Annotated in this window: 29 protein-coding genes; 24 read left to right on the top strand and 5 right to left on the bottom strand. The window is 46.6% G+C overall.

From position 1 onward, the window contains the following. Positions 1-10 precede the first annotated feature (10 nt). The 4 genes from ACKTRM_RS15045 to yunB all read left to right on the top strand — a co-directional run bounded on the left by ACKTRM_RS15045 (position 11) and on the right by yunB (position 4,000). Positions 11-862 carry a DUF72 domain-containing protein gene (locus ACKTRM_RS15045; protein WP_012118358.1) on the top strand — a complete coding sequence of 284 codons (852 nt, stop codon included), beginning with the start codon at positions 11-13 and terminating at the stop codon, positions 860-862. Between the two features lie 19 nt (positions 863-881). Then, entirely contained in the window at positions 882-1,703 is an 822-nt protein-coding gene (locus tag ACKTRM_RS15040) for a sulfite exporter TauE/SafE family protein (RefSeq protein ID WP_007613562.1), read from the top strand. 17 nt (positions 1,704-1,720) lie between these two features. Further along, positions 1,721-3,115: a bifunctional metallophosphatase/5'-nucleotidase gene (locus ACKTRM_RS15035; protein WP_012118357.1), complete on the top strand. Its 1,395-nt coding sequence runs from the start codon at positions 1,721-1,723 to the stop codon at positions 3,113-3,115. Between the two features lie 126 nt (positions 3,116-3,241). Further along, positions 3,242-4,000, top strand: a complete 759-nt coding sequence (gene yunB / locus ACKTRM_RS15030) for a sporulation protein YunB (protein ID WP_012118356.1) — start codon at positions 3,242-3,244, stop codon at positions 3,998-4,000. A 37-nt stretch (positions 4,001-4,037) separates the two neighbouring features. Here the strand turns inward: yunB and lytH are convergent, their stop codons facing one another. Then, positions 4,038-5,015, bottom strand: a complete 978-nt coding sequence (gene lytH / locus ACKTRM_RS15025) for an L-Ala--D-Glu endopeptidase (RefSeq protein WP_012118355.1) — start codon at positions 5,013-5,015, stop codon at positions 4,038-4,040. A 202-nt stretch (positions 5,016-5,217) separates the two neighbouring features. On the opposite strand from lytH, the gene lipA reads away from it, so the two are divergent. The 4 genes from lipA (at position 5,218) to ACKTRM_RS15005 (ending at position 7,871) form a co-directional block, all read left to right on the top strand. Next, complete coding sequence (gene lipA, locus ACKTRM_RS15020) at positions 5,218-6,114, top strand: lipoyl synthase (RefSeq protein WP_003151923.1); 897 nt, start codon at positions 5,218-5,220, stop codon at positions 6,112-6,114. A gap of 217 nt (positions 6,115-6,331) precedes the next feature. Next, the gene (locus ACKTRM_RS15015; RefSeq protein WP_003151928.1) at positions 6,332-6,607 is read left to right on the top strand and encodes a YutD family protein; all 276 of its coding nucleotides are present in this window, start codon (positions 6,332-6,334) and stop codon (positions 6,605-6,607) included. A 25-nt stretch (positions 6,608-6,632) separates the two neighbouring features. Continuing rightward, a complete protein-coding gene (locus ACKTRM_RS15010) occupies positions 6,633-7,067 on the top strand; it encodes a DUF86 domain-containing protein (RefSeq protein WP_012118353.1) in 435 nt (144 codons plus the stop codon). Positions 7,068-7,100: 33 nt separating this feature from the next. Next, on the top strand, positions 7,101-7,871 hold the full coding sequence (locus ACKTRM_RS15005) for a TIGR01457 family HAD-type hydrolase (RefSeq protein ID WP_007408728.1): 771 nt from the start codon (positions 7,101-7,103) through the stop codon (positions 7,869-7,871). A gap of 27 nt (positions 7,872-7,898) precedes the next feature. Here ACKTRM_RS15005 and ACKTRM_RS15000 read toward each other — a convergent pair whose 3' ends face one another. Next, positions 7,899-8,399, bottom strand: a complete 501-nt coding sequence (locus ACKTRM_RS15000; RefSeq protein WP_012118352.1) for a phosphatidylglycerophosphatase A family protein — start codon at positions 8,397-8,399, stop codon at positions 7,899-7,901. 154 nt (positions 8,400-8,553) lie between these two features. Between ACKTRM_RS15000 and yutH the strand changes: the two genes are divergently transcribed. From yutH to ACKTRM_RS14975, 5 genes are all read left to right on the top strand, one after another. Continuing rightward, positions 8,554-9,570: a spore coat putative kinase YutH gene (gene yutH, locus ACKTRM_RS14995; protein ID WP_094032802.1), complete on the top strand. Its 1,017-nt coding sequence runs from the start codon at positions 8,554-8,556 to the stop codon at positions 9,568-9,570. A 201-nt stretch (positions 9,571-9,771) separates the two neighbouring features. Further along, positions 9,772-11,073 carry a homoserine dehydrogenase gene (locus tag ACKTRM_RS14990; RefSeq protein WP_003151938.1) on the top strand — a complete coding sequence of 434 codons (1,302 nt, stop codon included), beginning with the start codon at positions 9,772-9,774 and terminating at the stop codon, positions 11,071-11,073. Then, complete coding sequence (gene thrC / locus ACKTRM_RS14985; protein WP_007408726.1) at positions 11,073-12,131, top strand: threonine synthase; 1,059 nt, start codon at positions 11,073-11,075, stop codon at positions 12,129-12,131. Before ACKTRM_RS14990 ends, thrC begins: the two co-directional genes overlap by 1 nt. After that, positions 12,128-13,057 (top strand): homoserine kinase, encoded by a 930-nt coding sequence (gene thrB / locus ACKTRM_RS14980; protein WP_012118350.1) that lies wholly within the window; start codon positions 12,128-12,130, stop codon positions 13,055-13,057. The genes thrC and thrB overlap by 4 nt, the downstream gene beginning before the upstream one ends. 102 nt (positions 13,058-13,159) lie before the next feature. Continuing rightward, on the top strand, positions 13,160-15,136 hold the full coding sequence (locus ACKTRM_RS14975) for a S9 family peptidase (RefSeq protein ID WP_012118349.1): 1,977 nt from the start codon (positions 13,160-13,162) through the stop codon (positions 15,134-15,136). Positions 15,137-15,176: 40 nt separating this feature from the next. Here the strand turns inward: ACKTRM_RS14975 and ACKTRM_RS14970 are convergent, their stop codons facing one another. Further along, positions 15,177-15,512: a NifU family protein gene (locus ACKTRM_RS14970; RefSeq protein WP_169510385.1), complete on the bottom strand. Its 336-nt coding sequence runs from the start codon at positions 15,510-15,512 to the stop codon at positions 15,177-15,179. A gap of 79 nt (positions 15,513-15,591) precedes the next feature. Here ACKTRM_RS14970 and ACKTRM_RS14965 point away from each other — a divergent pair, with 79 nt between their 5' ends. Beyond that, positions 15,592-15,918: a YuzD family protein gene (locus tag ACKTRM_RS14965; RefSeq protein WP_012118348.1), complete on the top strand. Its 327-nt coding sequence runs from the start codon at positions 15,592-15,594 to the stop codon at positions 15,916-15,918. A gap of 37 nt (positions 15,919-15,955) precedes the next feature. Here the strand turns inward: ACKTRM_RS14965 and ACKTRM_RS14960 are convergent, their stop codons facing one another. Continuing rightward, positions 15,956-17,023 carry an NAD(P)/FAD-dependent oxidoreductase gene (locus ACKTRM_RS14960; RefSeq protein ID WP_012118347.1) on the bottom strand — a complete coding sequence of 356 codons (1,068 nt, stop codon included), beginning with the start codon at positions 17,021-17,023 and terminating at the stop codon, positions 15,956-15,958. A gap of 266 nt (positions 17,024-17,289) precedes the next feature. Here ACKTRM_RS14960 and ACKTRM_RS14955 point away from each other — a divergent pair, with 266 nt between their 5' ends. The 4 genes from ACKTRM_RS14955 (at position 17,290) to ACKTRM_RS14940 (ending at position 20,295) form a co-directional block, all read left to right on the top strand. Beyond that, positions 17,290-17,526 carry a YuzB family protein gene (locus ACKTRM_RS14955; protein ID WP_007408721.1) on the top strand — a complete coding sequence of 79 codons (237 nt, stop codon included), beginning with the start codon at positions 17,290-17,292 and terminating at the stop codon, positions 17,524-17,526. A 134-nt stretch (positions 17,527-17,660) separates the two neighbouring features. After that, on the top strand, positions 17,661-18,878 hold the full coding sequence (locus ACKTRM_RS14950) for a NupC/NupG family nucleoside CNT transporter (protein WP_012118346.1): 1,218 nt from the start codon (positions 17,661-17,663) through the stop codon (positions 18,876-18,878). A 123-nt stretch (positions 18,879-19,001) separates the two neighbouring features. Beyond that, complete coding sequence (gene dapF, locus ACKTRM_RS14945) at positions 19,002-19,856, top strand: diaminopimelate epimerase (protein WP_012118345.1); 855 nt, start codon at positions 19,002-19,004, stop codon at positions 19,854-19,856. A 76-nt stretch (positions 19,857-19,932) separates the two neighbouring features. Then, complete coding sequence (locus ACKTRM_RS14940; RefSeq protein WP_003151967.1) at positions 19,933-20,295, top strand: HesB/IscA family protein; 363 nt, start codon at positions 19,933-19,935, stop codon at positions 20,293-20,295. Between the two features lie 142 nt (positions 20,296-20,437). On the opposite strand, the gene ACKTRM_RS14935 is transcribed toward ACKTRM_RS14940, so the two are convergent. After that, a complete protein-coding gene (locus ACKTRM_RS14935; protein WP_012118344.1) occupies positions 20,438-21,199 on the bottom strand; it encodes an SDR family oxidoreductase in 762 nt (253 codons plus the stop codon). 376 nt (positions 21,200-21,575) lie between these two features. Between ACKTRM_RS14935 and ACKTRM_RS14930 the strand changes: the two genes are divergently transcribed. From ACKTRM_RS14930 to ACKTRM_RS14905, 6 genes are all read left to right on the top strand, one after another. After that, positions 21,576-22,115 carry a GNAT family N-acetyltransferase gene (locus ACKTRM_RS14930; RefSeq protein WP_012118343.1) on the top strand — a complete coding sequence of 180 codons (540 nt, stop codon included), beginning with the start codon at positions 21,576-21,578 and terminating at the stop codon, positions 22,113-22,115. Positions 22,116-22,373: 258 nt separating this feature from the next. Beyond that, on the top strand, positions 22,374-22,946 hold the full coding sequence (locus ACKTRM_RS14925) for a hypothetical protein (protein ID WP_012118342.1): 573 nt from the start codon (positions 22,374-22,376) through the stop codon (positions 22,944-22,946). A 67-nt stretch (positions 22,947-23,013) separates the two neighbouring features. Beyond that, positions 23,014-23,349, top strand: coding sequence for an uberolysin/carnocyclin family circular bacteriocin (locus tag ACKTRM_RS14920; RefSeq protein ID WP_003151973.1), 336 nt, complete (start codon positions 23,014-23,016; stop codon positions 23,347-23,349). 82 nt (positions 23,350-23,431) lie between these two features. Further along, positions 23,432-25,087: a hypothetical protein gene (locus ACKTRM_RS14915; protein ID WP_012118341.1), complete on the top strand. Its 1,656-nt coding sequence runs from the start codon at positions 23,432-23,434 to the stop codon at positions 25,085-25,087. Then, positions 25,080-25,784, top strand: a complete 705-nt coding sequence (locus tag ACKTRM_RS14910; protein WP_012118340.1) for an ABC transporter ATP-binding protein — start codon at positions 25,080-25,082, stop codon at positions 25,782-25,784. The genes ACKTRM_RS14915 and ACKTRM_RS14910 overlap by 8 nt, the downstream gene beginning before the upstream one ends. Further along, the gene (locus tag ACKTRM_RS14905; protein ID WP_041482213.1) at positions 25,781-26,308 is read left to right on the top strand and encodes a stage II sporulation protein M; all 528 of its coding nucleotides are present in this window, start codon (positions 25,781-25,783) and stop codon (positions 26,306-26,308) included. The genes ACKTRM_RS14910 and ACKTRM_RS14905 overlap by 4 nt, the downstream gene beginning before the upstream one ends. Positions 26,309-26,311: the final 3 nt, after the last annotated feature.

The following is a 26,311-nucleotide window of genomic DNA, read 5'->3' as shown; positions in this document are numbered from 1 at the left end:
GTGAAGGATTGTGATTTATATCGGACTGACGGGGTGGGGGGATCATGACAGCATCTATCCGCCTAAAACAGCGGGCCCGCAAAAACTGCAGGTGTATTCCTCCCATTTTCCCATCGTTGAGCTGGACGCGAGCTTTTACGCGATACAGCCCGCCCGCAATAATGAAAGATGGGTCAAAGAGACGCCGGAATCTTTTCAATTTGTCATTAAGGCATATCAAGGAATGACGGGCCATCAGCGCGGCGATATTCCCTATGAATCGAAGGAAGAAATGTTTGAGGCGTTTAAGCTGTCATTATCGCCGTATATAGAGCATGGAAAGCTTGCCATGGTGCTGTTCCAATTCCCGCCGTGGTTTGACTGCAAGAAAGAAAACGTCGCATATTTAAGATGGTGCAGGGAGCAGATGGGCGATATCCCGTGCGCGCTTGAATTCCGCAACCGGTCTTGGTTTTCCCCGCCATTTTATGAACAGACGCTTTCCTTTATGAAGGAGGAAGGCTGGATTCACAGCATATGTGACGAGCCACAAATCGGCGAGGGCAGCATTCCGACCGTCCTGAAAGCAACGGATGAAGAAAAAACGCTTGTCCGTTTTCACGGGCGGAACAAGCAGGGCTGGATCAAACCAGACGGCGGACAAAACTGGCGTGAGGTCAGATATTTATACCGCTATAACAAACAGGAGCTCAAAGATTGGAAAAACAATCTTCAGGAGCTGAAAAAGCAGTCGCGCAATCTGTATGTGCTCTTCAACAATAACTCAGGCGGAGACGCCGCCGATAACGGCCTTGAGATGCTTGAAATGTTAGATATCTCATATACCGGGCTTGCTCCGAAGCAGCTCGACCTATTCAGCTAGAAAAGAGGTTTCAAGACACATGTCTTATCTTATTTTGATCATATTAGGATTTATCGCGGGAACGGTCGGCAGCCTGATCGGGCTTGGGGGAGGAATTATCATCGTGCCGGCAATGCTCTATTTAAGCACGATGACTCCGTTTTTCCATGACGTAACACCGCAGACTGCCATCGGCACGTCCCTTTTGGTGATTATTTTTACGGGCCTGTCATCAACTCTGGCCTATATGAAATATAAAACCGTTGACTACAAAAGCGGACTGATCTTTTTTATCGGTTCCGGCCCGGGAAGCATCATCGGCGCGTATTTGTCTAAACTTTTTAATGCGCATACGTTTTCCGTCTGGTTCGGACTTTTTATGATTTTGATTTCCATTACATTAATGCTGAAGGCGAAAGCAAAACCGGTCAATAAAGCGCATAAAGGCATGATCCGGACATATGAGGATGAATCGGGTGAGCTTTATACATATTCGTACCGTATTTTCACCGGTATCGTGATTGCCTTTTTCGTCGGTTTATTGGGCGGTCTTTTCGGCATTGGCGGCGGCTCTCTTATGGTTCCGGCCATGATGCTGTTATTTTTGTTCCCGCCGAAAGTGGCTGTGGCGACGTCAATGCTCATTATTTTCTTATCCTCCGTGACGGGTTCCGTGTCACATATCGCAGAGGGCCATGTCAATTGGCTGTATGCGCTGTGCCTCGTTCCGGGCGCGTGGTTCGGCGGCAAAATGGGCGCGTGGGTCAATAAGCGGGTGCAGACGAAAACGATCGTGCTTTTCATGCGGGTCGTCTTGATTTTGATCGGCTGTGAATTGATTTATCAAGGGATATTCAGCTAAAAGGTAGGAGAGATGGTATGTTAGAGAAGCTCCGTTTATATCATACGAATGATTTGCACAGCCATTTCGAAAATTGGCCGAAAATTGTACATTATATTAAGCAGAAGAGAAATGAACATGAAAAAGACGGGGAGGAAACACTCGTATTCGACATCGGCGATCATATGGACCGATTCCAAATGATAACGGAAGCGACCTTCGGCAAAGCGAATGTCGACTTGTTAAACCGGCTTGAGATCGATGCGGCTGCCGTCGGGAATAATGAAGGAATTACGCTGCCTCACGATGAGCTGGCGGATTTATATACCCATGCCGCGTTTCCCGTCATTGTGTCCAACCTGTTTGACGCGGACGGACAGCGGCCGGAATGGGCCGAGCCCTACGTGATCAAAACACTGAAAAACGGGATGACCGCCGGCATACTCGGCGTCACGGTGCCGTATTATCCCGTCTATCAAAAACTCGGCTGGACGGTGACGGATGCGGAAAAAAGCATTCAAGAATCACTTGACGATATCAAGGGCAAAGCGGACATCATCATTCTGCTTTCTCATTTAGGCCTGATCGATGACCGGGCCGCAGCGGAAAAATTTCCGGACATCGATGTCATTCTTGAATCACATACGCACCACCTTCTTGAGGACGGACAGGACATAAACGGTGTATTGCTTGCATGTGCGGAGAAATACGGGAACTATGTCGGCTGTGTCGAGCTGACAATAGAAAGTGAATCACGAACCATTGTCAGCAAACAGGCATCTGTACAGAAAATGGCTGATTGGCAAGGGGAATGTGAAGATACGGCGGCTTTTCTGAAAGAGAAAGAACGGGAAGCGGAAAACCTGCTCTCCGAACAAGTGGCCAACCTGAATGAAGAAGCCGGCGTGAAGTGGTTTGAGGAATCGCCCCTCCCGCTTCTATTAGCCGAGGCGCTGAAAAGCTGGTGCGGCTGTGAAGTCAGCATGGTGAATTCAGGCGTTATTTTGGGGCCTTTACAGAAGGGGCCTGTCACAAAGCTTGACCTGCACCGTATCTGCCCTCATCCGATCAATCCGGTGGCCGTTCGTCTTTCAGGCAGGGAACTCCAGGAAACAATCAGCCAGGCCGCCTCGGAACAAATGGAGCAGCTGCGGATTAAAGGCCTCGGCTTCCGCGGGGAAGTGATGGGCAGGATGGTATATGCCGGAGCGGAGGCAGAGGCCGGCATTCTTGAAGACGGTGTGACGCATCTCCTCAATGTGAAAGTGAACGGAGAAGAGATTGATCCGGAGCGGATATACTCGGTTGCCGTTCTCGATATGTTTACACTCGGAAAGCTGTTCCCTTACATCCGCGATTCAAAAGAAAAGCAATACTTTATGCCGGAGTTTTTAAGGGATCTGCTCGCCTGGAAGCTCGCGCAGCAGCCGTAATGTCATGTAGCTGCCCGCCGTTCCATTTCACCCGAATGAGTGAAAGCGGGACTTTTTAAGAGTGAAAATAAAATACTATGTCCCCTCTTACAAGCATACATTGTGATATGTAAGGGGGGATTTTTCTTGCCTAGATACCGGAGCGCTCTTCGCAAGAGAGGGCCTTTGCCTTTTCGATATGTGCTTCTTCTGTCGTTTGCTTTTTTTATCATATCGACGGTCATCAGCCTTTGGATGATCAACTCCTCAATCAAACCGGTGCTGATGAACATAGGAGAAATGGAAACCAAACGGGTGGCGACAGAGGTCATTACGGAATCCATTGAAGAATACATGTCTCACAGCGACAATGTGAAAGATATGGTCGATATGAAAACGGATGAAAACGGAAAAGTCACAACGATGGATTTTAATACACAAATGGTCAACAGTATGAAGGCGAAAGTGACAAAGCAGCTTCAGGCTCATCTGAAGGAAGCGGAGTTGAACAATAAGCAGCATGAAACGGAAAAAGGCGCGAAAACGGCCGATGAAATTATGATCGATATTCCCTTAGGGCAGGTCACGGGAAACAGCATTCTCGGAAATCTGGGGCCGAAAATCCCCGTGCGCTTTAACCTGATCGGTGATGCGTTAACTGATGTGAAAACAAAAATAAAGCCGTACGGCATTAACAATGCCCTGATCGATATCAGTATTTTTGTGGAAATAAAAGTGAAGGTCATTATTCCGTTTGCCAGTAAGACATCAGTCGTGACAAATAATATTCCGGTCTCCATTAAAGCGATTCAAGGAGAGGTGCCGCAGTTTTATAACGGAAGCGGCGGGTCAGGTGTGACGCCTTCCGTCCAGCTGCCGAGTGAAAAACAGAAGAAAGATAAATAAAAACACACAGCCGCAATCTTTCCTGGCGGCTGTGTGTTTACTTTTTCCTGCGGATTTCTTTTCGTTCCCATGCCCTTAAATGGGGATACGGATCAAAAGACCATTCCGATCTGCCGTTATCTTTATACATCCCGTAGTGAAGATGCGGCGGGAATTTTCCCGCGGTGCCCGGCGGTCCGTACCCGGAACTGCCGACAGAGCCGATCACCTCTCCGGGTTTGACGATCTGGCCTTTATGCACACCTTTTGCAAAGCCGTTCAGGTGAGCGAAGTAGTGATACGTGTTATTGATATCCCTGATGCCGATTCTCCAGCCGCCGAAACGGTTCCAGCCCTTCATTTCAACAATACCGTAGCAGGTCGATCTGACGGGGAGCCCGTAATGAGCGAACAGATCCGTTCCTTCGTGAATCCGGCGCCCGCCGAAACCCCGTGCGGCGCCCCATGTGCTGCGGTAGCTGTAATCCGTCTTCACGGGAAGCGGAAAAGCGTGCTCTCCGAGATCAAGGCGGCCGAACGTTTTAAACAGTTTCATGAATTCGGTGATAATGCCGACCGTCTGATCGCGGCGGTAATAATTCCAGAGACCGATGCGGATATGGTCAAGATCGGTTCCGAATCCCGCTAAATACTGAGCAAATGTATAAAGGATATCCTCATCATTGCTTACCTCGGCTTTTCCGTCGCCGTCGCCGTCCAGGCCGATCCCGTCAAATACTTTAATGCTGAGAGGCGCATCGTCCTTAGGATTTGGATTTTCAGGGCCGCTCCACAAATGATCCGGAATATAAATGCTGATGATTCCCGCTTTTTCCGGCAGATCCTTTCGGTTTGAGCGGACATTTTCTTCATATTGATCAACTGCCGCAAGCACATACCAAGGAATCTGCGTGACTGCTTCGGCTTTGCGGTACAACTGCATCCGTTCACCGTAAACAGGAGCCGATTGTTCTTTCCCGCTTGCAGCCGGACAGAAAACTGATAAAAGGAGAAGAGCAGATAACAGAACTTTCACAACATGATCTCCTTTCAGGATTGAATACAAATAGTTTGCGGCAACAATCCGAGAAAATGTAAGTAATTCTCTTCCCTTGTCGAGAAATTTTTCCTATGTTAAAGTGACTATTGAATAGAAATCCGCAAGTTTTATATCCATCGTGAAATAGAAATTTTTCGCACACGAACATGAATAAAGGGATAATGGAGATGATGGGGAAATGGCAAAGAAAGACGAGCATCTGAGAAAGCCGGAATGGCTCAAAATAAAGCTGAACACGAATGAAAACTATACGGGTCTGAAAAAATTAATGCGTGAAAATAATCTGCATACCGTATGTGAAGAAGCAAAATGCCCGAACATCCATGAATGCTGGGCTGTCAGACGTACGGCGACGTTCATGATTCTCGGTTCCGTCTGTACGAGAGCATGCCGTTTCTGCGCTGTAAAAACGGGACTGCCGACTGAGCTGGATCTGCAGGAACCGGAACGCGTAGCTGATTCCGTCGCGCTGATGAATTTAAAACACGCCGTCATCACGGCCGTAGCGCGTGATGATCAGAAAGACGGCGGAGCAGGCGTCTTTGCGGAAACGGTCCGGGCGATCCGCAGAAAAAGCCCGTTCACGACAATTGAAGTGCTGCCATCCGATATGGGCGGAAATTACGACAACCTGAAAACATTAATGGATACCCGTCCTGATATTCTGAACCACAACATTGAAACCGTCCGCCGCCTGACACCGAGAGTCCGGGCCCGCGCAACATATGACCGTTCTTTGGAATTCTTGCGCCGTGCGAAAGAAATGCAGCCTGACATCCCGACGAAATCAAGCATTATGATCGGTCTCGGCGAAACGAAGGAAGAAATTATTGAAGTGATGGACGACCTGCTTGCGAACAATGTCGACATCATGGCGATCGGCCAATACCTGCAGCCGTCGAAAAAACATTTAAAAGTCCAAAAATATTATCATCCGGACGAATTTGCCGAACTGAAAGAAATCGCGATGCAAAAAGGCTTCAGCCACTGTGAAGCAGGCCCGCTTGTCCGTTCTTCCTACCATGCGGATGAACAAGTGAACGAAGCGTCTAAAAAACGCCAGGCCCAAGCATAAGATAAGCCGAAAAAACCCAAAACGCCGCAGGTTTTGGGTTTTTTGTGATGGAGCCGTTTTTGCAGGGAAAAAGTCATTCTTGAATAAGGATCGTCTGAACCGCTACACTGGATATAAAGAGGAAAAATTCTCCGTCCGTCCGAACCGTCTCATTTTGCAATTGATGGACAGAAGTCAATGAATTATGATAGTAAAGAGTGATAAAAGAGGTGAAGACATGATTCTTATTCAAAATGCCGAGTTTGAACTCGTACACGATTTTAAAAACGGCTTTAATGAAGAAGCGTTCAAAGCCCGCTATTCGGACATATTAAATAAATATGATTACATTGTGGGAGACTGGGGATACAGTCAGCTGCGGCTCAAAGGCTTCTTTGATGACCAGAATCAAAAAGCAACCTTTGAAACGAAAATCAGCACATTGGACGAATACATTTACGAATACTGCAATTTCGGCTGCGCGTATTTTGTTTTAAAACGAATCAGAAAATAATTGATGCAGAAGGGGATGCTGTCACGTGTATTTTGTTGACAGAAATAATATCGAACAAACACTCCGTTTTTTTGAGACCCAGCTGGCGCTGTTTGACAGCACGCCTGCATGGGAGAGCGAGATCGAAAAAAGGGCGCTTGAGCGGATCAGCCATCTTATGATCGAATGCATTCTCGATGTCGGAAATGATATGATTGACGGCTTTATCATGCGCGATCCGGGGAGTTATGACGACATCATGGATATTCTGACGGATGAAAAGGTGGTAGCTGAGGATGAAGGGAATAAGCTGAAGCAACTGATCTCTTCCAGAAAGCAGCTTGTCCAGGAATATCAGCACGCCGATCATCAGGAGCTGTTTACGCTGATCACGTCAAACAAAGATGTGCTGAAAGCCTTTCCGGCCCGTGTAAGAACCTACCTGGAAACAGAATTAGGGCCTGTTTCCGCATTTAAATAACAACGAGTGAGAAAATCCACAGGAGTGTTGAGTATGAAGGATTATAAAGGATATTTGATAGATTTGGACGGCACAATGTACAACGGGACGGAAAAAATCGAAGAAGCGTGTGAATTCGTGAGAACGCTTAAAGCGCGCGGCATTCCGTATTTATTCGTGACGAACAATTCTTCCCGGACGCCGAAGCAGGTGGCGGACAAGCTGATGAGCTTTGACATTCCGGCATCTGAAGAGCAGGTCTTCACGACGAGCATGGCGACTGCGCAGCATATCGCCCAGGAGAAAAAAGACGCGTCGGTGTATGTGATCGGCGAAGAAGGCATCCGTCAGGCCATTGAAGAAAACGGGCTGAGCTTCGGAGAAGAAAACGCGGACTTTGTCGTTGTGGGAATCGACCGCGGCATTACATATGAAAAGTTGGCAACGGGATGCCTTGCGATCAGAAACGGCGCCCGGTTCATTTCAACAAACGGCGACGTTGCCATTCCGACTGAAAGAGGGCTTTTACCAGGGAACGGTTCGCTCACATCCGTTTTGACGGTGTCAACGGGCGTTGAGCCTGTCTTTATCGGCAAGCCTGAATCCATTATTATGGAACAGGCGATGCGTGTGCTCGGAACGGATATTTCCGAAACACTCATGGTCGGCGATAACTATGCAACGGATATTATGGCCGGCATCAATGCGGGCATGGATACGCTGCTGGTTCATACCGGAGTGACAAAGCGTGAGCATATGGCAGATTACGGCCAGAAGCCGACATATGCGATTGACTCTTTAACCGAATGGATTGAACATCTATAAAAAAAGGGACGGCCATGACGGCCGTCCTTATTCTGTATTTCTTGCGCTGTGAGCAAGCCGGCTTGAAGCCGCTGCTGCGATTGCGCCGACGATATCATCAAGAAACGTATGGCATTCGCCCGTAGATTTATCATTTAACCGCCCGAGAATACCGGGTTTTTCTTTGTCAATGTAGCCGTAATTCGTAAAGCCGATTGAGCCGTATATATTCACGATAGAGAAGGCGAGCACCTCGTCAACCCCATACAGGCTTTCATCAATCGCCAGAATGGTCTGAAGCGGTTCAGACAGCTTTTTTTGTTCGGCGAGCACATCTAATTCTATTCCCGTTAAAATGGCGTTTTGCACTTCGCGTTTTGCGATGACACGGTCCACATTGAGCCTGCATACTTCCATCGTCAAATCAGGATGATATTTTTTTTGAAGGAAATACACCAGCTCGGCAATATCGTCCGTCTCAACCCCCCGTTCTTTTAAACGCACCCTGGCGACAGCTTCCACCTGATTCAGTTGTTCCTTTTCTGACATTTGCTTCACCCAATCTTTTTTTACTAGTTTATACAACACTCTTCCGATGTGTACGATGTTTCTCCACTTGATTCAAAGGATTACAATATGTATTCATAATTCCGCCGGCGTATGACTACGATGTGAATAGCTCTAATTTTTCAGGCAGGTGATTATGATGAAAAGCATCATTAAAGAAAAATACGGCATCCACGTCAGACAGCTTTCCGTTTATCAGAAATACCAATGCTTCCAGACGCCTAATTCCTTCTTTCTTATAATTCCCGTTTCCGGGTTTTCGCAATCAGAGCTGACGGAGCTTTACTACATGAGTCAGTATTTACAAGAACAAAGTGACCCATACGTTTCAGTGTTTATCTTTACGAAGGAAGGAGAACTGACCTTTGAGGACGAAGGCAAAACGTATGCGCTCTTAAAAGCGCCGATTCCCGTCTCAAACCGGTCGTTTTCCGTCGGAGGGGAGCTTGCCGAATTTCACAGAAAAGGGCGGGGTTTTCCGTACGAAGTGAAAGAAGCGGGCAGGATCGGCCAATGGAAGGACTTATGGGGAAAACGGGTGGATCAGCTGGAATCATTCTGGATGCAGAAAATTCATATGTCTCCGCTTGAACCGTTCGAAAAGAAAATGATCGAAGCATTTCCTTATTATTCAGGCTTAGCGGAAAACGCCATTCAATATTTAGTGGATACGGAGCTGGATGACAATCCCGGCGCAGAAGACTCGGGGACAATCTGCCATCAGCGGATGGAACGGGATACCTGGTCGGAGGAATCATTGATCCGCATTCCGGGCGATTGGGTATTCGACCATGCTGCCCGTGATATTGCGGAATATATGCGCAGCACATATTTGTATCATCGTGACGACCTGCTCAAAGATGGGTTTTTGTTTCTGCAGGAATATGAGCAAATTACGCCGTTATCCTCCTTTTCCAAACGCCTGTTTTACAGCCGCCTGCTGTTTCCGCTCCATTTCTTCGAGACGGTGGAGAGCTATTACATTTCTCATGATTCTGAAAAGCAGTATTACGAAGAGCAGCTTGACTACATTCTTGCCGACTGCACCCGCTATGAACAGTTTTTACAGACATGTCACAACATGATGAATGTCAGGTCGGCGCAGGTTTTTGTCCCGCCTGTGGCGTGGCTCGGGAAAGGAATCAGTTCGTAAGAAAATATGACGTAAAAATATTTAGAAAATAGGGAATCTTGTCATATCAGTGTGTTAAGCGTTTTCATAGCCGTAGAAACAATATTCAGCCGCTTGTCAAAACAAATGCGGGCTTATATAATATTTGTAACTTAAATGTCTGTGAAGGGTTAACAATTGTCCTTTTCTAGTGGACAAAAGGAAGAAAGGTGGAGTTTCTCTTTGGAAGCGATTCGTATTGGACTGTTAGGACTGGGAACCGTGGGAAGCGGAGTCGTCAAAATTATACAAGATCATCAGGATAAGCTTATGCACCAGGTCGGCTGTCCGGTGACGATCAAAAAAGTGCTAGTTAAAGATATTGATAAAAAACGAGACGCAGACCTGCCGAAAGAAGTGCTGACGACAGAAGTCTATGATGTGATCGATGACCCTGAAGTCGACGTGATTATTGAAGTCATCGGCGGTGTCGAACAGACGAAGCAATATCTTCTTGATGCCTTGAAAGCGAAAAAACATGTTGTGACCGCAAATAAAGATCTGATCGCCGTATATGGCTCAGAGCTTTTAGCCGCCGCAAAGGAAAATGGCTGTGACTTGTATTATGAAGCGAGTGTCGCCGGCGGAATCCCGATTTTACGCACGCTCGAAGAAGGCCTTTCCTCTGACCGGATCACAAAAATGATGGGAATCGTCAACGGAACGACGAACTTCATCTTAACGAAAATGATTAAAGAAAAAAGCCCGTATGAAGAAGTGCTGAAGGAAGCGCAGGATCTCGGATTCGCGGAAGCGGACCCGACCGCCGATGTAGAAGGGCTCGATGCCGCGCGCAAGATGGCGATTTTAGCCCGTCTCGGCTTCTCTATGAATGTCGATCTGGACGATGTCAAAGTAAAAGGAATTTCCCGGATAACGGATGAAGACATCAGCTTCAGCAAACGGCTCGGCTATACGATGAAGCTGATCGGCATCGCCCAGCGTGATGACAATAAAATCGAAGTCAGCGTTCAGCCGACACTGCTGCCGGATCATCACCCGCTCTCTGCGGTGCATAACGAGTTTAATGCCGTTTACGTGTACGGAGAAGCCGTCGGCGAAACGATGTTTTACGGCCCCGGAGCCGGAAGCATGCCGACTGCGACATCGGTCGTTTCCGATCTGGTCGCGGTCATGAAAAACATGCGTCTCGGCGTAAACGGAAACAGCTTTGTCGCCCCGCAGTTTGAAAGAAATCTGAAGCAGCCGTCTGATATCTATGCCCAGCAGTTTTTAAGAATTCACGTCAAAGACCAGGTCGGCTCTTTTTCAAAAATCACATCGGCCTTCTCAGAGCGCGGCGTCAGCTTTGAAAAAATTCTGCAGCTGCCGATCAAAGGCCATGACGACCTCGCGGAAATCGTCATCGTCACGCATCATACATCGGAAGAAGATTTCAGTGACATTCTGCAAAACTTAAATGACCTCGAAGTCGTACAAGAAGTAAAAAGCACATATCGCGTAGAAGGGAACGGTTGGAGCTAATGTGGAAAGGACTCATCCATCAATATAAAGAATTTCTGCCGGTGACGGATCAGACGCCGGCCCTGACATTGCATGAAGGCAACACGCCGCTGATTCACCTGCCGAAACTTTCCGAAAAGCTCGGAATTGAACTGCATGTGAAAACAGAGGGCGTTAATCCGACGGGATCCTTTAAAGACCGCGGCATGGTCATGGCGGTCGCCAAAGCGAAAGAAGAAGGCAATGATACCATCATGTGCGCCTCTACAGGGAACACATCCGCGGCAGCTGCGGCATACGCGGCGAGAGCCGGCATGAAATGCATCGTCATCATCCCGGACGGAAAAATCGCCTTCGGAAAACTTGCGCAGGCCGTCATGTACGGTGCGGAAATCATCGCGATTGACGGAAACTTTGACGACGCGCTGGCCATCGTCCGGTCGATTTGCGAAAAATCACCGATTGCATTAGTGAATTCAGTAAACCCTTACCGGATTGAAGGGCAAAAAACAGCGGCCTTTGAAGTATGCGAACAGCTCGGCGAAGCGCCGGACATTCTGGCGATCCCGGTAGGAAACGCCGGGAATATCACGGCCTACTGGAAAGGGTTCAAAGAATACCATGAGAAAAACGGCACCGGACTTCCGAAGATGCGCGGTTTTGAGGCGGAAGGTTCTGCGGCTATCGTCCGCGGCGAAGTCATTAAAAATCCAGAGACCGTTGCGACGGCAATCCGAATCGGGAATCCTGCCAGCTGGGACAAAGCGGTGCTCGCTGCGGAAGAATCAGCCGGAAAAATTGATGAAGTCACAGATGAAGACATTCTTCACGCTTATCAGCTGATTGCCCGTGAAGAAGGCGTGTTTGCCGAACCGGGCTCCTGTGCATCCATCGCCGGCGTTTTGAAACAGGTAAAATCCGGTGAAATTCCAAAAGGCAGCAAAGTTGTCGCAGTTTTGACCGGAAACGGCCTGAAAGATCCGAACACGGCTGTAGACGTATCTGACATAAAACCGATTACGCTGCCGACAGATGAGGACAGTATTCTGGAATACTTAAATGGAGCGGCGCGTGTATGAATGAGGCGGAGATGCTGTTTTCCATTACGGTTCCGGGAAGCACCGCCAACTTAGGGCCTGGGTTTGATTCCGTCGGGATGGCGCTCAGCAGATATTTGAAGCTTTCGGTTTTCCGAAACGATGAATGGCAGTTCTCGGCGGAAACCGAAACTGTCGCGGGCATCCCTCAAGGAACGGACAACCTCATCTATCAAGTCGCCAAACGGACGGCTGACCGCTATCAGAAAGAGCTGCCGCCCGCCCATGTCAAAGTATGGAGTGACATCCCCCTTGCGCGGGGTCTCGGAAGCAGCGCGGCCGCTATCGTCGCCGCCATTGAGCTTGCGGATGAGTTATGCGGCCTGCAGCTGTCGGAAAGCGACAAGCTGCACTTAGCCAGTCTTGAAGAGGGGCATCCTGATAATGCCGCTGCTTCTCTTGCAGGAGGGCTTGTGATCGGCCTTCACGAAGAAGGTGAAACACATATCGTGCGTGTGGCCGAAGCGGATATCGACGTTGTGGCAGTGATTCCGTTTTACGAAGTTCTGACCAGGGACGCAAGAGACGTGCTCCCGAAAGAGCTGCCGTACCGGCACGCCGTTAAAGCAAGCGCCGTCAGCAACCTTCTCGTTGCTGCGATCATGTCAAATGACTGGGCGCTCGCCGGGAAAATGATGAGAAAAGACATCCTCCATCAGCCGTACCGCGCCATGCTTGTTCCTGAGCTTTCAAAGGTGGAACATGCGGCCGAAATGAAAGGCGCTTACGGAACGGCGCTGAGCGGAGCGGGACCGACGATTCTTGTCCTAATTGAAAAAGGAAAGGGAGAAGAGCTGAGAAAACAGCTTTCTGAGCATTTCCCCCACTGTGAGATTGCGGCGCTTACCGTCCCGTCAGAAGGAAGCGTAATTGAACGGAATCCTTTAGAACAGGTGAAAAGTGTATAATGATAAAAAAGCGTTCTTCCCATCAGAGAAGGACGCTTTCTTTTTCTGGAGAAGGATTTTTATTTAGGGAAGCGAAATAAAAAAGAAAAGGAGGAGAAACGATTGAAAAAACTCATAACCGAGGAGGACATTGCGACTCTCGTATCCGTGACAGACCCGCAATATGCCCCTGACGGCAGAAGAGCCGCTTACGTCCGGACAACAGTCAATCATAAGCGTGATTCCTATTCCTCAGCCATTATGATATATGACACAGAATCCGGCATCTCAAACCCGTGGACTTTCGGGGACAACAGAAATACAAGTCCGCGGTGGTCACCTGACGGACGGCGCCTCGCCTTTGTTTCTGACAGGGAGAACGGCGTCCCTCAGCTGTACATCATCGACGCTGCCGGCGGAGAGGCAAAGCAGGCGGCCGATATTCCTTGGGGCGTATCAGATCCGATATGGGCGCCCGACGGCAGATCCGTGCTTGTGTCCGTCAGTCTGACATCAGCGGAGCGCGCCGATGAGAAAGAAAAAAAGAAGCATGACGAGTATGAGCCGGTTGACATTCAGTCATTAACATATAAACGTGACGGGAAAGGCCTGCTGAACGGAAGCTGGGCCCAGCTTGTGCTGATTCATCTTGAAACGGGGGAGATTCAGCAGCTGACGGATCATGAAGCGGATCATTATGACGCGGCCTTTTCACCGGATGGCAGGCAGCTTGCGTTTACCGCCAATTTATGCGAGCTGGGTGACGCCGGAAAGCCGAGCGATGTCTATCTGATGAATCTGGCGGATGGAAGCCTGAAGCAGATTACGCCGCACCGCGGTTCTTTCGGTTCCTGCGTGTTTTCACCGGACGGTTCTTATATCGCGATGCTGGGCCATGAAAATGAATTTCGCAATGCGACTTTAGAGAAAGCATGGCTGTACGACGTGAAAACTGAGCGGCTCTCCTGCCTGACCGACATGCTGGATGTTCATTTGAGCGATGCGCTGATTGCGGATTCAATCATAGGAGGAGTGACGCCCCGGCCGGTATGGACAAACGACGGGCAGGGTTTTTACGTTCTCGGGAGCGAGCAGGGAAGCACCGGTATTTATTATATCTCGATTGACGGCCTCGTCTATCCGATCCGATTAGAAGAAGAGTATGTGAACGGTTTTGCTTTTCATCCTGATCAGAAAAGCTGTATCGCTGTCATTGCCAAACCCGCACAGCCTTCCGAGCTTTACAGCATTTCGCTCGAAGATGGGGAAGAGAAGCAATTGACATCCGACAATGATCGGTTTATTGAGGAGCGCATCATATCCGTTCCGGAAAAGCTGCAATATGAAACAAAGGACGGGCTGACGGTAAACGGCTGGTTTTTAAAGCCCGCCGTTTTTGAAGAGGATCAAACTTATCCGCTCATTCTATACATACACGGCGGGCCTCACATGATGTACGGCCATACGTATTTTCACGAATTCCAAGTGCTGGCCGCACAAGGATATGCTGTCGTGTATGTCAACCCGAGAGGAAGCCATGGCTACGGACAGGATTTTGTCAATCGTGTCAGGGGTGATTACGGAGGCGGAGATTACTGTGATGTCATGCAGGCGGTGGATGAAGCTGTTCAGGCGTATCCGTTTATTGACAGCGGCCGTCTCGGTGTGACGGGCGGAAGCTACGGAGGGTTTATGACGAATTGGATTGTCGGACAGACAGACCGTTTTAAAGCAGCCGTCACGCAGCGCTCCATTTCAAATTGGTTCAGCTTCCACGGTGTCAGCGATATCGGTTTCTTTTTTACCGACTGGCAGCTCGGGCATGATTTGTTTGAGGAAGCGGATAAGCTTTGGGATCGTTCTCCTGTAAAATATGCGTCCCGCGTTTCGACGCCGCTTTTGATCCTGCACGGTGAACGAGATGACCGCTGTCCGATAGAGCAGGCGGAGCAGCTTTTTACTGCATTGAAGAAACTGAACAAAACGACGTCGTTCATCCGATTTCCGAAAGCTACGCATGAGCTGTCGAGAAGCGGCCATCCGGAACAGCGGATGAAACGCATCCGTTATATTTGTTCATGGTTTGATGACTATTTGTAAAAAATAAAAAACCAGGCTGTCATGCAGCCTGGTTTTATGATTAAAATACTTGTTCTACTTCAACGACACCCGGTACTTCTTCAAGAAGGGCGCGTTCGATTCCGGCTTTCAGCGTAATCGTTGAACTTGGGCAGCTGCCGCATGCGCCAAGGAGGCGAAGCTTTACAATGCCTTCGTCTACATCAACAAGCTCACAGTCACCGCCGTCACGAAGCAGAAACGGACGTAATTTATCCAATACTTCCTGTACTTGCTCTTTCATTTCAACCTCAGTCATGAGATTCGCTCCTTTCATATACATAAAACCATTATATTCACAGTAACGGTAAAAATCTAATGTTTGGTTTGCAAAGCTGCTTTCCCCATTATAGCATATTTAAACTTGAACATAAAAACCGTTTTTTATACAAAAGCTGCCCCGTCCTTTGTATACTGGTGTAAAGGGGATGATATACATGACAAAGCCGGTTACGCTCAGTGTTTACGGCGCTGAAACGCTTTGCGCAAGCTGCGTGAATATGCCGAGCGCCAAAGATACGTTTGAATGGCTGGGGGCGGCGCTGCAACGGAAATATCCGGAGCAGCCTTTTCACATGCGGTATATTGATATTGACGCACCGCCTCAGCAAAAGGAGACAGAAGAGCTTGCGGAGCGCATCAGAAACGATGAATTTTTCTATCCGCTCGTGCTGGTGGAGGATGTCATTGTGGGGGAAGGGAATCCGCATTTAAAAGATATATATGAAGAAATGGAAAAGCGCGGCTATGTTGCGGGCTCTTAAAAATGGCCGCTGATCGCAATCAGCGGCTTTTTTCTTATCAGCCGTTATGATGCTTGTACATCCATAAAAGGCCTGATTTTAATAAACGGGGCACACGCCCGATGAGCGGACGGTCGTTGACAAGACCGAAGCCCGCTTTTTTTCCGAGTGAACCGAGAACGCCTTTCAGCTTAAATTGCGGCATTGTTTCCGGCAGCTCTTCATTGTTCCAGCGTTTCAGGAGGATCTGCACAATTTGTTCCGCCTGTGCTTCAGCCAGCTGGGCGCTCGGCGCATGCGGCAGGCTCGCGCAATCACCGACGACGTAAACATGCTCATCGCCCGGAAGGTTGTGATGCGGTGTTAAAATGATGCGCCCCTGCGGATCTTTTTCAGCGTCCAGTTCTCTGACGGCTTTATTCGGCTGAATTCCCGCCGTCCACACGATGGCATCGGCCGCTATTCCTTCATCATGATTATAAACGATCCCGTCTTCCACTTTTGTAATATTCGCATTATTGATAATGGTGACGCCGTGTTCTTCAAACCATTTCTGAACATACTTGCTGAGTCTTTTCGGAAAGCTTGATAAAATCAGGTCGCCCCGGTCAAATAACATAATCTTCAGATCGTCACGGCTCTCTCTTAATTCACTGGCAAGCTCCACGCCGCTTAATCCCGCTCCGACGATAGCGACAGATGCATTGGCGCCGAGGTTGTTCAGCTTTTGATAGGCTTCGCGTGACTGATCAATGGTCTGAATGCTGTAAGTATGTTCCGGCGCGCCGGGCACGTTATGATACTTATCCTCGCAGCCCAGTCCGATCACCGCGTCATCGTAAGAAATCGGTTCGCGGTCATGAAACAGAACCTGTTTGTTTTTCGTGTCGACGGAAGCCACCTCACCGTATTGAACATCCAGATTCGGATGCTCAGGAAAAGACACCCTGATATGATGATCAGAAATCGTGCCGGCGGCGAGCGCATAATATTCTGTTTTTAAGCAGTGATACGGGTTTCTGTCAATCAGCGTGATGGATATATCTGACGGAAGCTGGTTCGGCAGTAAGCGGTGCAGCACCCGCATGTTTCCGTAACCCCCGCCGATCAAGACCAATTTTTTCATAATGATTCCCCTTTTGCCCGAAAAATATGGTAGTCAATGTTGTTACAAAATAACGAACTATGTAAAATAACATCTAGAATTATATCGAATTTGATCTAAAACCACAATAATAGTTTTAAAATAACCTACAAATTGACCAGAAAACACGTAATAGTAAAACCTTTAACCTGAATTAATATGTTACGATAACATTGAACGTGAAACCGGATCTTTGACGAATAGAGGAAATTCCGTTAGGATAAGGTACATATGTGAGGTGAAACCGCATGAATCCGATGATTGAATTCTGTGTCAGCAACTTAGCGCGCGGTTCCCAGGAAGCACTTGAGATCTTAGAGAAGGATCCGAACTTGGACGTGCTTGAATACGGCTGTTTAAGCTATTGCGGGAAATGCATGGAGTCCCTGTTCGCCCTGGTCAACGGCGAAGTGGTCACGGGAGGCACGCCTGCTGAACTGGTTGACAACATATATACATTCATAGAAGAAAATCCGATGTTTTAATCAGAGGCTCCGAACGGGGTCTCTTTTTTATTGCGCCCCGGGTTTTGGCAAAATAAAAAATTTGTAGACAGCAAAAATAAATATTGTTATCTTAATAAAGACTTTTTTTAAATAAAATTTTAGAGGTGGATTCATTGAATATCGTTTGGGGGCTGCTCGGGGCAGTTGCTATATTAGCCATTGCTTTTTTGTTATCAGAGAAGAAAAGCAAAATTAACCTGCGAACCGTCATTGTCGGTTTATGTTTACAAATGGCCTTCGGATTCATCGTATTAAAGTGGGACGCCGGCCGGGCCGTATTTTTATGGTTCTCAAGCCGTGTGCAGCTTCTCATTGATTATGCGAACGAAGGCATCAGCTTTATTTTTGGCCCGCTGTTAAAAGTGGGCAGCAGCCCGGCTTTTGCGCTGAGCGTTCTGCCGGTCATTATCTTTTTCTCAGCGCTGATTGCCGTTTTGTATCACTTGAAAATCATGCAGCTCATCTTTCGCGTCATCGGAGGCGGACTGTCAAAACTTCTTGGGACAAGCAGAACGGAATCGCTTGCGGCGGCTGCGAATATTTTTGTCGGACAGTCTGAATCACCGCTTGCCATTAAACCGCTGATTGCGGGATTGACCCGTTCCGAGCTGTTTACGATTATGACGAGCGGCCTTTCGGCTGTAGCGGGTTCGACGCTTTTCGGTTACGCCCTGTTAGGCATTCCGATCGAATACCTGCTGGCGGCCAGCTTTATGGCGGCTCCCGCCGGTCTCGTGTTCGGAAAAATTTTAATACCTGAAACGGAAAAAACGCAGACGATAAAAGGCGATTTTAATATGGACGAAGAAGGCGAAGGCGCCGCTAATGTGATTGATGCAGCGGCAAAAGGCGCGTCCACGGGCCTTCAGATTGCTCTAAATGTCGGCGCCATGCTGCTTGCGTTTGTCGCGCTCATCGCCGTAGTGAACGGAATTCTCGGCGGAATCGGCGGCTGGTTCGGTTTCAAACATATTACATTAGAATCCATTCTCGGTTACGTGTTTTCACCGATCGCATTTGTAATCGGCGTTCCTTGGCATGAAGCGCTTGGAGCGGGAAGCTATATCGGACAGAAACTTGTGCTGAATGAGTTTGTCGCTTATTCAAACTTCGGGCCGCATATTGCGGACTTTTCTAAAAAAACGTCTACGATTATCAGCTTTGCGCTGTGCGGATTTGCCAACTTCTCTTCGATTGCGATTATGCTCGGCACACTGGGCGGTTTGGCCCCAAGCCGCCGTTCGGACATTGCGCGCCTCGGATTAAGAGCGGTTATTGCGGGAACACTCGCAAACCTTCTCAGCGCGGCGATTGCCGGCATGTTTATTTAGTAAACGATAAAAGCTCCCTGCATATGCAGGGAGCTTTTATGTATGAAAAACGGGGGATATTTGTATTGTGTCCGAGCAGAAGAGCTTTTATACTAAGTAAAAGAAAAAAAGTTGGAGGCCGATATGAATTCATTCCGTTTTACCAAGATGCACGGTCTTGGAAACAGTTATATATATGTAAATCAATTTGAAGAACAGCTGCCGGAAGAACGGCTGGCTGAGATTGCCGTTAAAGTGTCCAGCATTCACACGGGCATCGGCTCTGACGGAATGATCCTCATCTGTCCGTCAGAAAAAGCGCCCGTCAAAATGCGGATTTTTAATAATGACGGCTCAGAAGGGAAAAATTGCGGCAACGGCCTTCGCTGTGTGGCAAAGTACGCATACGAACATAAGCTGACAGAAGAAACGTCCTTTTTCATTGAGACGCTTTCAGGTCTTGTGAAAGCAGACATTACAGAGGACAACGGGATTGTGCGTGAAGTCGCCGTTGATATGGGCGAACCGCGCCTCACCAAAAAAGAGCTGCCGATGCTCGGCAATGAAGATGAACGGACGATCGATGAAACCTTTGTTTTTGGAGAAACGGAGCTTTCCGGAACAGCCGTATCAATGGGAAACCCCCATATTGTTTTTCCGGTTGCGGATATCAATCAAGCGCCTCTTACAACGCTCGGTCCCGTCATTGAAAAAGACCCGAGATTCCCGGAAGGCGTCAATGTCGAATTTGTGGAAACCGTCAGCGCCGATGAACTTCATTTCCGCGTATGGGAACGCGGCTCCGGCATTACACAGGCTTGCGGAACAGGCGCCTGTGCGGCGGCTGTCGCATCCGTATTGAACGGTGTTTCCGAACGAAACCGGGATATCACCGTTCATTTAGCGGGAGGCGACCTTGTGATTAATTGGCAGGACAACGGGCACGTGCTGATGACGGGCCCCGCCGAAACCGTATGCAGCGGCGTCTATTATTTGTAAACAGCTCGTTTGAGAAATACTCTCCTCAAGGTTTATAATAGATACTAGCATCGTTTTTAAAAAAGGAGGTCTACCTATGAGTGTTCCAGTAACCATCACTGAAGCAGCGGCTTTGCATATAAAAGATATGATGAAAGAGCATGAAGAAGAAAACGCGTTTCTCCGTGTGGGCGTAAAAGGCGGCGGCTGCAGCGGCCTGTCTTACGGAATGGGATTTGAGCACGAAAAAGGCGAAAAAGACAGCATGTTTGAACAGCACGGAATCACCGTTTTGGTCGACAGCGAAAGCCTTGATATTATGACCGGCACGATCATTGACTTCAAACAGTCCATGATGGGCGGCGGTTTCACCATTGACAACCCGAATGCCATCGCTTCCTGCGGCTGCGGTTCATCTTTCCGCACGGCCAAAAACGCCGGTACGCCGGAAGAGTGCTAAGGGTCAACCCGCCATTATTAGGATGAAAAAATATGACGTCTTTCTTTCCGGTGGCGCTTGCACCATTGTTAAAAAAGGCGTTTATCTGTTTAATAAAAGGAAAACCCGCTCAACAGAAGCGGGTTTTCCTTTTTCAAAGAGGTTATTCAATTGTATGTTTCATCGCATTGTACATATTTGCCGTATGTTCATCGGCTTTATCCCGTGACATGCGCAGCCGTTCTTCTGAAGAACCATATCCGATTTCTTGTTTGCCCTCTTTCAGTCCTTTAAAAATCCCATCAGCGAATTCATCCAGCGGTTCTCCTTGAGTATGCAGCCCTGCTCCGCCTAAATCTGTATTCACCGCCGGAGGCGCAACTTCAATCACTTCTACAGATGAATCAGAAAGCTGATGTCTCAGACTCATTGTAAATGAATGAAGCGCCGCTTTCGTTGCTGAATAGATCGGTGCAATGGCAAGCGGTGTAAAAGCCAATCCCGAAGAGACATTAATGAATGCCGCATCTTCTTTTCCGGCAAAAAACGGAGCGAACAGCATAGACAGGTGGAAGGGAGCTTCAATGTTCGTTGTGATTTCTTTATTGAAATAGTCCCAATTGTCCTTCGCATCCGCTTTCAGCACATGAAAACGTTGTTGAATCCCCGCGTTGTTTACTAACACATTCACTTCCGGATAATTTTCTTTCACCCATTCAAACAGTGATATACGTTCAGATGGAATGCTCAAATCACTGACATATGTAATAAGATCCGGGAATGTTTCCTTTGCTTTTTGAAGAGCGTGCTCACGCCGTCCGGTCACGATGACTTTATTTCCCGCTTTTAAAAACCGTTCTGCGAAAGCCAATCCTATTCCGGCATTTCCGCCTGTAATCAGTATTGTATTTCCCGTCAGTTTCATATTAACTCCTCTTTTCCGATTGTTTTTACATTTCTTTGTCAACATTTCAGCTTTGATCCAATCAATATATTCATCCCGCAAATAGGCATGAAATAAGACAGCAATGATTCTGTAAAATTGATTTTTAGATCATCGGGAAACCCGCCAAAACTATTCTTTCCTTGTCACAATATGATGATACGGCTTAAAGCACGGTTTAAGTCAACAAAAGAACCTTGTGCTTCCGTTTCGGTTACTCACATCAGACATAGGTCACGAAAGGAAAGGTGAACGTAAAGTCTTGGAATTTTCTTGATGCGATAAAGCGTACCGTATCATATGGGTGAGAGGCAATTAAAAAAACGTTTCTGATCAAAACAAAAGGACGGCGATGCATATGCAGGAAGGAAACAGCGTTGATATCAGGCCGCTCAGCTTGAATGATGCAGAGCAGGAACTGGTTTTGCAGACGGAAAACCGCATGTTTTTTGAACGGTTTGCCATGTCGAGACAAGAGGATTTTTATACGCTGGAAGGCCGGAAAAAACGAATTGAACAATCACTGAAGAATGCGGAAAATGATACTGAATACAGCTTCGGCATTTTTCTTCAGGATCAGGCCCTGATTGGCACGATCAGCCTTTTTCAGGTGGTTCGGGGTTCCCTCCAAAGCGCTTTCATCGGTTACTTTTTAGATGGTGAACATAACGGAAAAGGCTATGCGACGAAGGCTGTTAAGCTGGCAGTCGATTATGCATTCAATGAGCTGGAACTGCATCGGATAGAAGCCGGAGTCATGCCGCACAATAAGGCGTCAATCCGGGTGCTCGAAAAAGCTGGCTTTCATAAAGAAGGCATTGCGAGAAAAAATGTAAAAATAAATGGAAAATGGGAAGATCATCAGGTGCTGGCGATCATACATCCGGAGGATACATGACGATATCCTCCTTTTTTATATCCTGCGTCTCTTTCGACAGATTCTTCCTAAAACTTCAAATCAATTGTCTAAATCATACTTTTTGCAAATTCAAAAAAAAATAAAGGGTAGATAGCACCAAAAACTCTGAAAGATGTGCTCTTTGTCAACACGTTCTAAAGTCATATTTTTCGAAAGGATATTGATTTTTTGATAGGATTAAACTAAATTGTAAAAGTATAGAATAGTTAATTTATTTTGTAAGAAAAGGATGATAATATGATAGGTCAATTGAGCAATAAAAAAATATTTTTAAGTTCTTTTTTCATCATTTTGATCTGTTCATTACTCTTCCAATTCAGTATTTCAGATAAAGTTCTGCAGTCGTATTATTCTTCCGTCGGAGAAAATACCTACGATATCGGGGAGAAAAGTGTTCGTACGATTGTCATGTTTCTGCAAGGGTTTATGATCTTCACAACTTTTGTGGAAATTCTGATAGGCGGATTTCTGTTATTCGTTGCCGCTTTTATTCTCGGTACAAAAAAACCGAAAAAAATATATTTGCTTCTATATACGCTGACTTCTTTAATCTCGGCATTTAAAATGTTGATTCTTTCAGTTGTTAACTACTTAACGGCTGATTCCTCGCTTATATATTCTGCCGGCGGCACCAGCTTGAGTCTGCAGCTGCTGGAGCCATTTCTGCTCATATCAATCGCGGCTCTTTATGCTGCTGCGGGAAAACTGACCGATCTCAGTAAAGGCAAGAGAATCATTTTGACTGGATGTTTTGTTTTACTAAAACTCTTTACTATTTTCTTAAACTATTTTATGGCGGATAAAATTTAGCTCGGGAGAGAGTCAATTAAGCTGAATTTTATTATAAATTAAAAAAACAGAGTAGGGAGATGTTATGATGAACTTAGTAAAATCTAATAAAAAGTCTTTCATTTTGTTTGGCGCGGCTCTTGCTGCAGCAACATTGGTTTATGCACTATTATTAACGGGAACTGAATTAAACGTGGCGGCGGCTCATGCATTCTCAGCCAATGCTGAATTAGCTTCTACTCTCGGCATCTCTACAGCAGCAGCTAAAAAAGCAATTGATATTATTGATGCGGCATCAACAATTGCTTCTATCATTTCTCTTATCGGTATCGTTACAGGCGCAGGCGCGATTTCTTATGCAATCGTTGCAACAGCAAAAACAATGATTAAGAAATACGGCAAAAAATACGCAGCTGCTTGGTAAAATCGATCAATAAATAATTGCTCTTTTTGTACAAGCTGCAAAAAGAGCCTCTCTCCCAAATACATATGTAAGGATTGAAAGTATGATAGTCAAACAAATTGCGGCTCTTATCAAATATAATACCCTGTCATCGTTTCGAAAAAGAAAGGAAGATTGGGGCATTCCTCAACTCAACAGCAAACTGCTGTCTGCCATTATTATTTCTCTGTTATGTTTATATCTCGTTTTCCTGGGATGCGGTGTTGTATTCGGGACAAAACTGATTCAGCTGCCCCTCAGCGCATGGGGGCAATTTGTTTTAATCGCCGTTTCACTTGAGCAGCTTTTTTGGGCTGCCGGCTTCTTTAAAGAACACCACAATGCCTTTCTGCTGGATACGCGCAAGGTCATTCATCAATTAAAAAAGGTTCGTTTTTTACAGCTGTTTTCTGTTTTTGCCGGCCAGGCGATCAAAAAAACCATTTTCGTATGGTATCTTTTTGTTTTTCCGGTCTTTTTGTTTTTATCAAGCGCAGGCATGACCGGGTCTGCGGCGGTCATCGTATTTTTCTTGGGCTTCGTTTATTTTCTTCTCAATTTATTTTTATCTATGCTGTTTTCTTATGTTGTTTATCTTCTTACAAATATGTGGAGCAAATTGTTTTACTTGAAAATCATGAAAGGCATTTTATTCAGCGTCAGCTTGCTGGTTCCGCTTGCAATTGGGTATGCCGTTTATCTTCTCGTATTTGGGGAGTATACCGCAAAGGATATTTCAAGCTTTACGGAGTCACCGGCTTTCCGGAACATCCTCATGAATACGCCGTATGTATGGTTAGCATTCCGCCCACATTCCGTGCTCGTTTTCGCTGCGGTGTTTGCGGCCGCCGTCCTTTTAACGGCGGGGATGTTTAAACTGTGGTCGGCCACGCTGAAGAAAATGGACCTTATTCCTTATATGTTTTTGACAAACGCAGATTTTGCGCCAAAGCTGAAATTATATAGAAATAACAAAATATTTCATGCCGTTTTTCAAAAGGATCTGCTGTTTTTATCGAGAATTGACGGGTTTTTTATCAGGAACTTCGGCAGTATGCTGTATTTGTTCATGCTGTTTTTAGGTTTTTGTATTCCGCTTCTGTCGCATCATTTTATCGGGTATTCGGCAGCCGCCATCGTGTCTGCGGCGGTTATCATTGCGAACTTTTCGTATCAGCTCGTCGGAGATGCGCTCAAAACAGTATTATCAGTTGACGGGGAAATAAAAAATCAGCATTTGTTTCACCGGAATATCAAACATGCGTGGCAGCTGGTGTTTCCGAAAGTATGTATTTATAATCTCGCCGCTCTTATCTATTCGTTCATCATCACCATTTTGATTACGGTGTTTTTTCCGTCTTCCGCTGCGCTGACGATTTACTTGTTTATTGTGTTTTTATGTTCGGGTTTTTTATACAGTCTTGTCCAGATTTCAAGCACCGCCCTGTATCCTAAGAAAAACTGGGAGCATATGTACGAAATTGGAGAAGCGGGGAAAGCAAAGACGTATAACAACTTATACGGGTCTTTCATTTTCATTGTGTCGCTTCAAATCGCTGCGATCACGTCGTATTTTATCTATAAAAAGCCGGAACTTGAAATGATGCTTATTCATTCTGCATCAGGTATTTTTGTCCTGTTCACACTATTAAACTATGGAGTCATGTTTCTGTTTCTTCGCAGAATCAATATGGCGGAAAGGTTTGCGAACAATGATTAAATTAGTGAATATACAAAAAAACTATAGTGAAAAACAGGTGTTGAAAGATATTTCGTTTGAGGTGAAAAAAGGCTCAATTTATGCTTTGCTGGGGACTAATGGAGTCGGGAAAACAACGACTTTGAAAATCATTTCGGGCCTGCTTAAACCGACTTCAGGCAGCGTCATGATTGACGGTAAGGAACTGGATTCAGAAGAGGGGGGGCAAATATCGGCTGATATCGGTTTTGTGCCCGACCATGCCTTTTTATATGATTATTTAACGGGAGTCGAATACTTGCGTTTTACAGCGGAAATGTTTCAAGTGCCGTCTCAGCGGACAAATGAGTATATAAAGAATATGTTAGAGACGCTGAAGCTTGCTCAAGACGGAAATCAGCTGATTAAAACATATTCACATGGAATGAAACAAAAATTATCAATTGCGGCCGCGCTCATTCATCAGCCAAAGATATTAATTCTTGACGAACCGCTGACGGGCATTGATTTAATCAGCGGTAAAACGATACGGACGTTATTAAAGGAATACGTCAAACAGGGACATACGGTCCTGTTATCGACTCACTTGCTGGAGCTGGCGCATTCGCTATGCGATACGATCGGTATTATACATGAGGGCGTTTTTGCGGCGGAGTATCAGTCATCCGAGCATTCATTAGAAGAGATTGAAAAATTGGCTGAGAGTATTTATACATGATGAACCGCATGTTGCCGGCAATCAGGACGTCCGCCATTCCGTTAACCGCATCATTGCTGTTTTTTTCAGGCGGTGTGATCGCTGCGTTTTTTTTCGATCACTTTGTTTCAACAGCGTCTTACAACGGCTCGTCAGGCGCGGTTGAACTGCTGAAAAACAATGCAATCGCTTGTCTGTTTTTAGCCGCGGGGTTTTTTACCTTTGGGTTGACCTCAATCTTTTATTTATTCACCAACGGGTTTATTTTAAGCGGCTCTATTATAGAAAATCTTCATAGCGGGGTTCCTTTTTATCAGATTTTTTTACTGCTAATTCCTCATGGTATATTTGAAGTTCCTGCGTTATTATTAAGTGGCGCCATTGGTTTTAAGGGCGTTGAATTGGTCATCAGGCTGTGTTTTTCTAAGGAAAAAAAGATAATGGCTTCAATGTTCAGGCATATTGGAATATTGGTGCTCATAATTATTTGTCTGCTGATCGCCGCTGCCATTATTGAAGCTTACATCACACCAATTTTTAAGTAAAAG

Origin of the sequence: Bacillus sp. D7-8, assembly GCF_052055895.1 — a bacterium.
Lineage (GTDB): Bacteria > Bacillota > Bacilli > Bacillales > Bacillaceae > Bacillus > Bacillus velezensis.
Note: the sequence above shows the minus strand (reverse complement) of the source record. Positions and strands in the feature narration are given on the sequence as shown.

What these genes read in the sequence shown, in the direction of transcription:
- yutH (WP_094032802.1), top strand. Translation starts at nt 8,554, where the DNA reads ATGATGAAAAGCATCATTAAAGAAAAATACGGCATCCACGTCAGACAG.
- ACKTRM_RS15015 (WP_003151928.1), top strand. Translation starts at nt 6,332, where the DNA reads ATGATTCTTATTCAAAATGCCGAGTTTGAACTCGTACACGATTTTAAA.
- ACKTRM_RS14960 (WP_012118347.1), bottom strand. Translation starts at nt 17,023, where the DNA reads ATGAAAAAATTGGTCTTGATCGGCGGGGGTTACGGAAACATGCGGGTG.
- ACKTRM_RS14910 (WP_012118340.1), top strand. Translation starts at nt 25,080, where the DNA reads ATGATTAAATTAGTGAATATACAAAAAAACTATAGTGAAAAACAGGTG.
- ACKTRM_RS14915 (WP_012118341.1), top strand. Translation starts at nt 23,432, where the DNA reads ATGATAGTCAAACAAATTGCGGCTCTTATCAAATATAATACCCTGTCA.
- ACKTRM_RS14935 (WP_012118344.1), bottom strand. Translation starts at nt 21,199, where the DNA reads ATGAAACTGACGGGAAATACAATACTGATTACAGGCGGAAATGCCGGA.
- thrB (WP_012118350.1), top strand. Translation starts at nt 12,128, where the DNA reads ATGAATGAGGCGGAGATGCTGTTTTCCATTACGGTTCCGGGAAGCACC.
- ACKTRM_RS14905 (WP_041482213.1), top strand. Translation starts at nt 25,781, where the DNA reads ATGATGAACCGCATGTTGCCGGCAATCAGGACGTCCGCCATTCCGTTA.
- thrC (WP_007408726.1), top strand. Translation starts at nt 11,073, where the DNA reads ATGTGGAAAGGACTCATCCATCAATATAAAGAATTTCTGCCGGTGACG.
- ACKTRM_RS14940 (WP_003151967.1), top strand. Translation starts at nt 19,933, where the DNA reads ATGAGTGTTCCAGTAACCATCACTGAAGCAGCGGCTTTGCATATAAAA.
- ACKTRM_RS15040 (WP_007613562.1), top strand. Translation starts at nt 882, where the DNA reads ATGTCTTATCTTATTTTGATCATATTAGGATTTATCGCGGGAACGGTC.
- ACKTRM_RS14920 (WP_003151973.1), top strand. Translation starts at nt 23,014, where the DNA reads ATGAACTTAGTAAAATCTAATAAAAAGTCTTTCATTTTGTTTGGCGCG.
- lipA (WP_003151923.1), top strand. Translation starts at nt 5,218, where the DNA reads ATGGCAAAGAAAGACGAGCATCTGAGAAAGCCGGAATGGCTCAAAATA.
- ACKTRM_RS15005 (WP_007408728.1), top strand. Translation starts at nt 7,101, where the DNA reads ATGAAGGATTATAAAGGATATTTGATAGATTTGGACGGCACAATGTAC.
- ACKTRM_RS15035 (WP_012118357.1), top strand. Translation starts at nt 1,721, where the DNA reads ATGTTAGAGAAGCTCCGTTTATATCATACGAATGATTTGCACAGCCAT.
- ACKTRM_RS14930 (WP_012118343.1), top strand. Translation starts at nt 21,576, where the DNA reads ATGCAGGAAGGAAACAGCGTTGATATCAGGCCGCTCAGCTTGAATGAT.
- ACKTRM_RS14925 (WP_012118342.1), top strand. Translation starts at nt 22,374, where the DNA reads ATGATAGGTCAATTGAGCAATAAAAAAATATTTTTAAGTTCTTTTTTC.
- ACKTRM_RS14965 (WP_012118348.1), top strand. Translation starts at nt 15,592, where the DNA reads ATGACAAAGCCGGTTACGCTCAGTGTTTACGGCGCTGAAACGCTTTGC.
- dapF (WP_012118345.1), top strand. Translation starts at nt 19,002, where the DNA reads ATGAATTCATTCCGTTTTACCAAGATGCACGGTCTTGGAAACAGTTAT.
- ACKTRM_RS14955 (WP_007408721.1), top strand. Translation starts at nt 17,290, where the DNA reads ATGAATCCGATGATTGAATTCTGTGTCAGCAACTTAGCGCGCGGTTCC.
- ACKTRM_RS15000 (WP_012118352.1), bottom strand. Translation starts at nt 8,399, where the DNA reads ATGTCAGAAAAGGAACAACTGAATCAGGTGGAAGCTGTCGCCAGGGTG.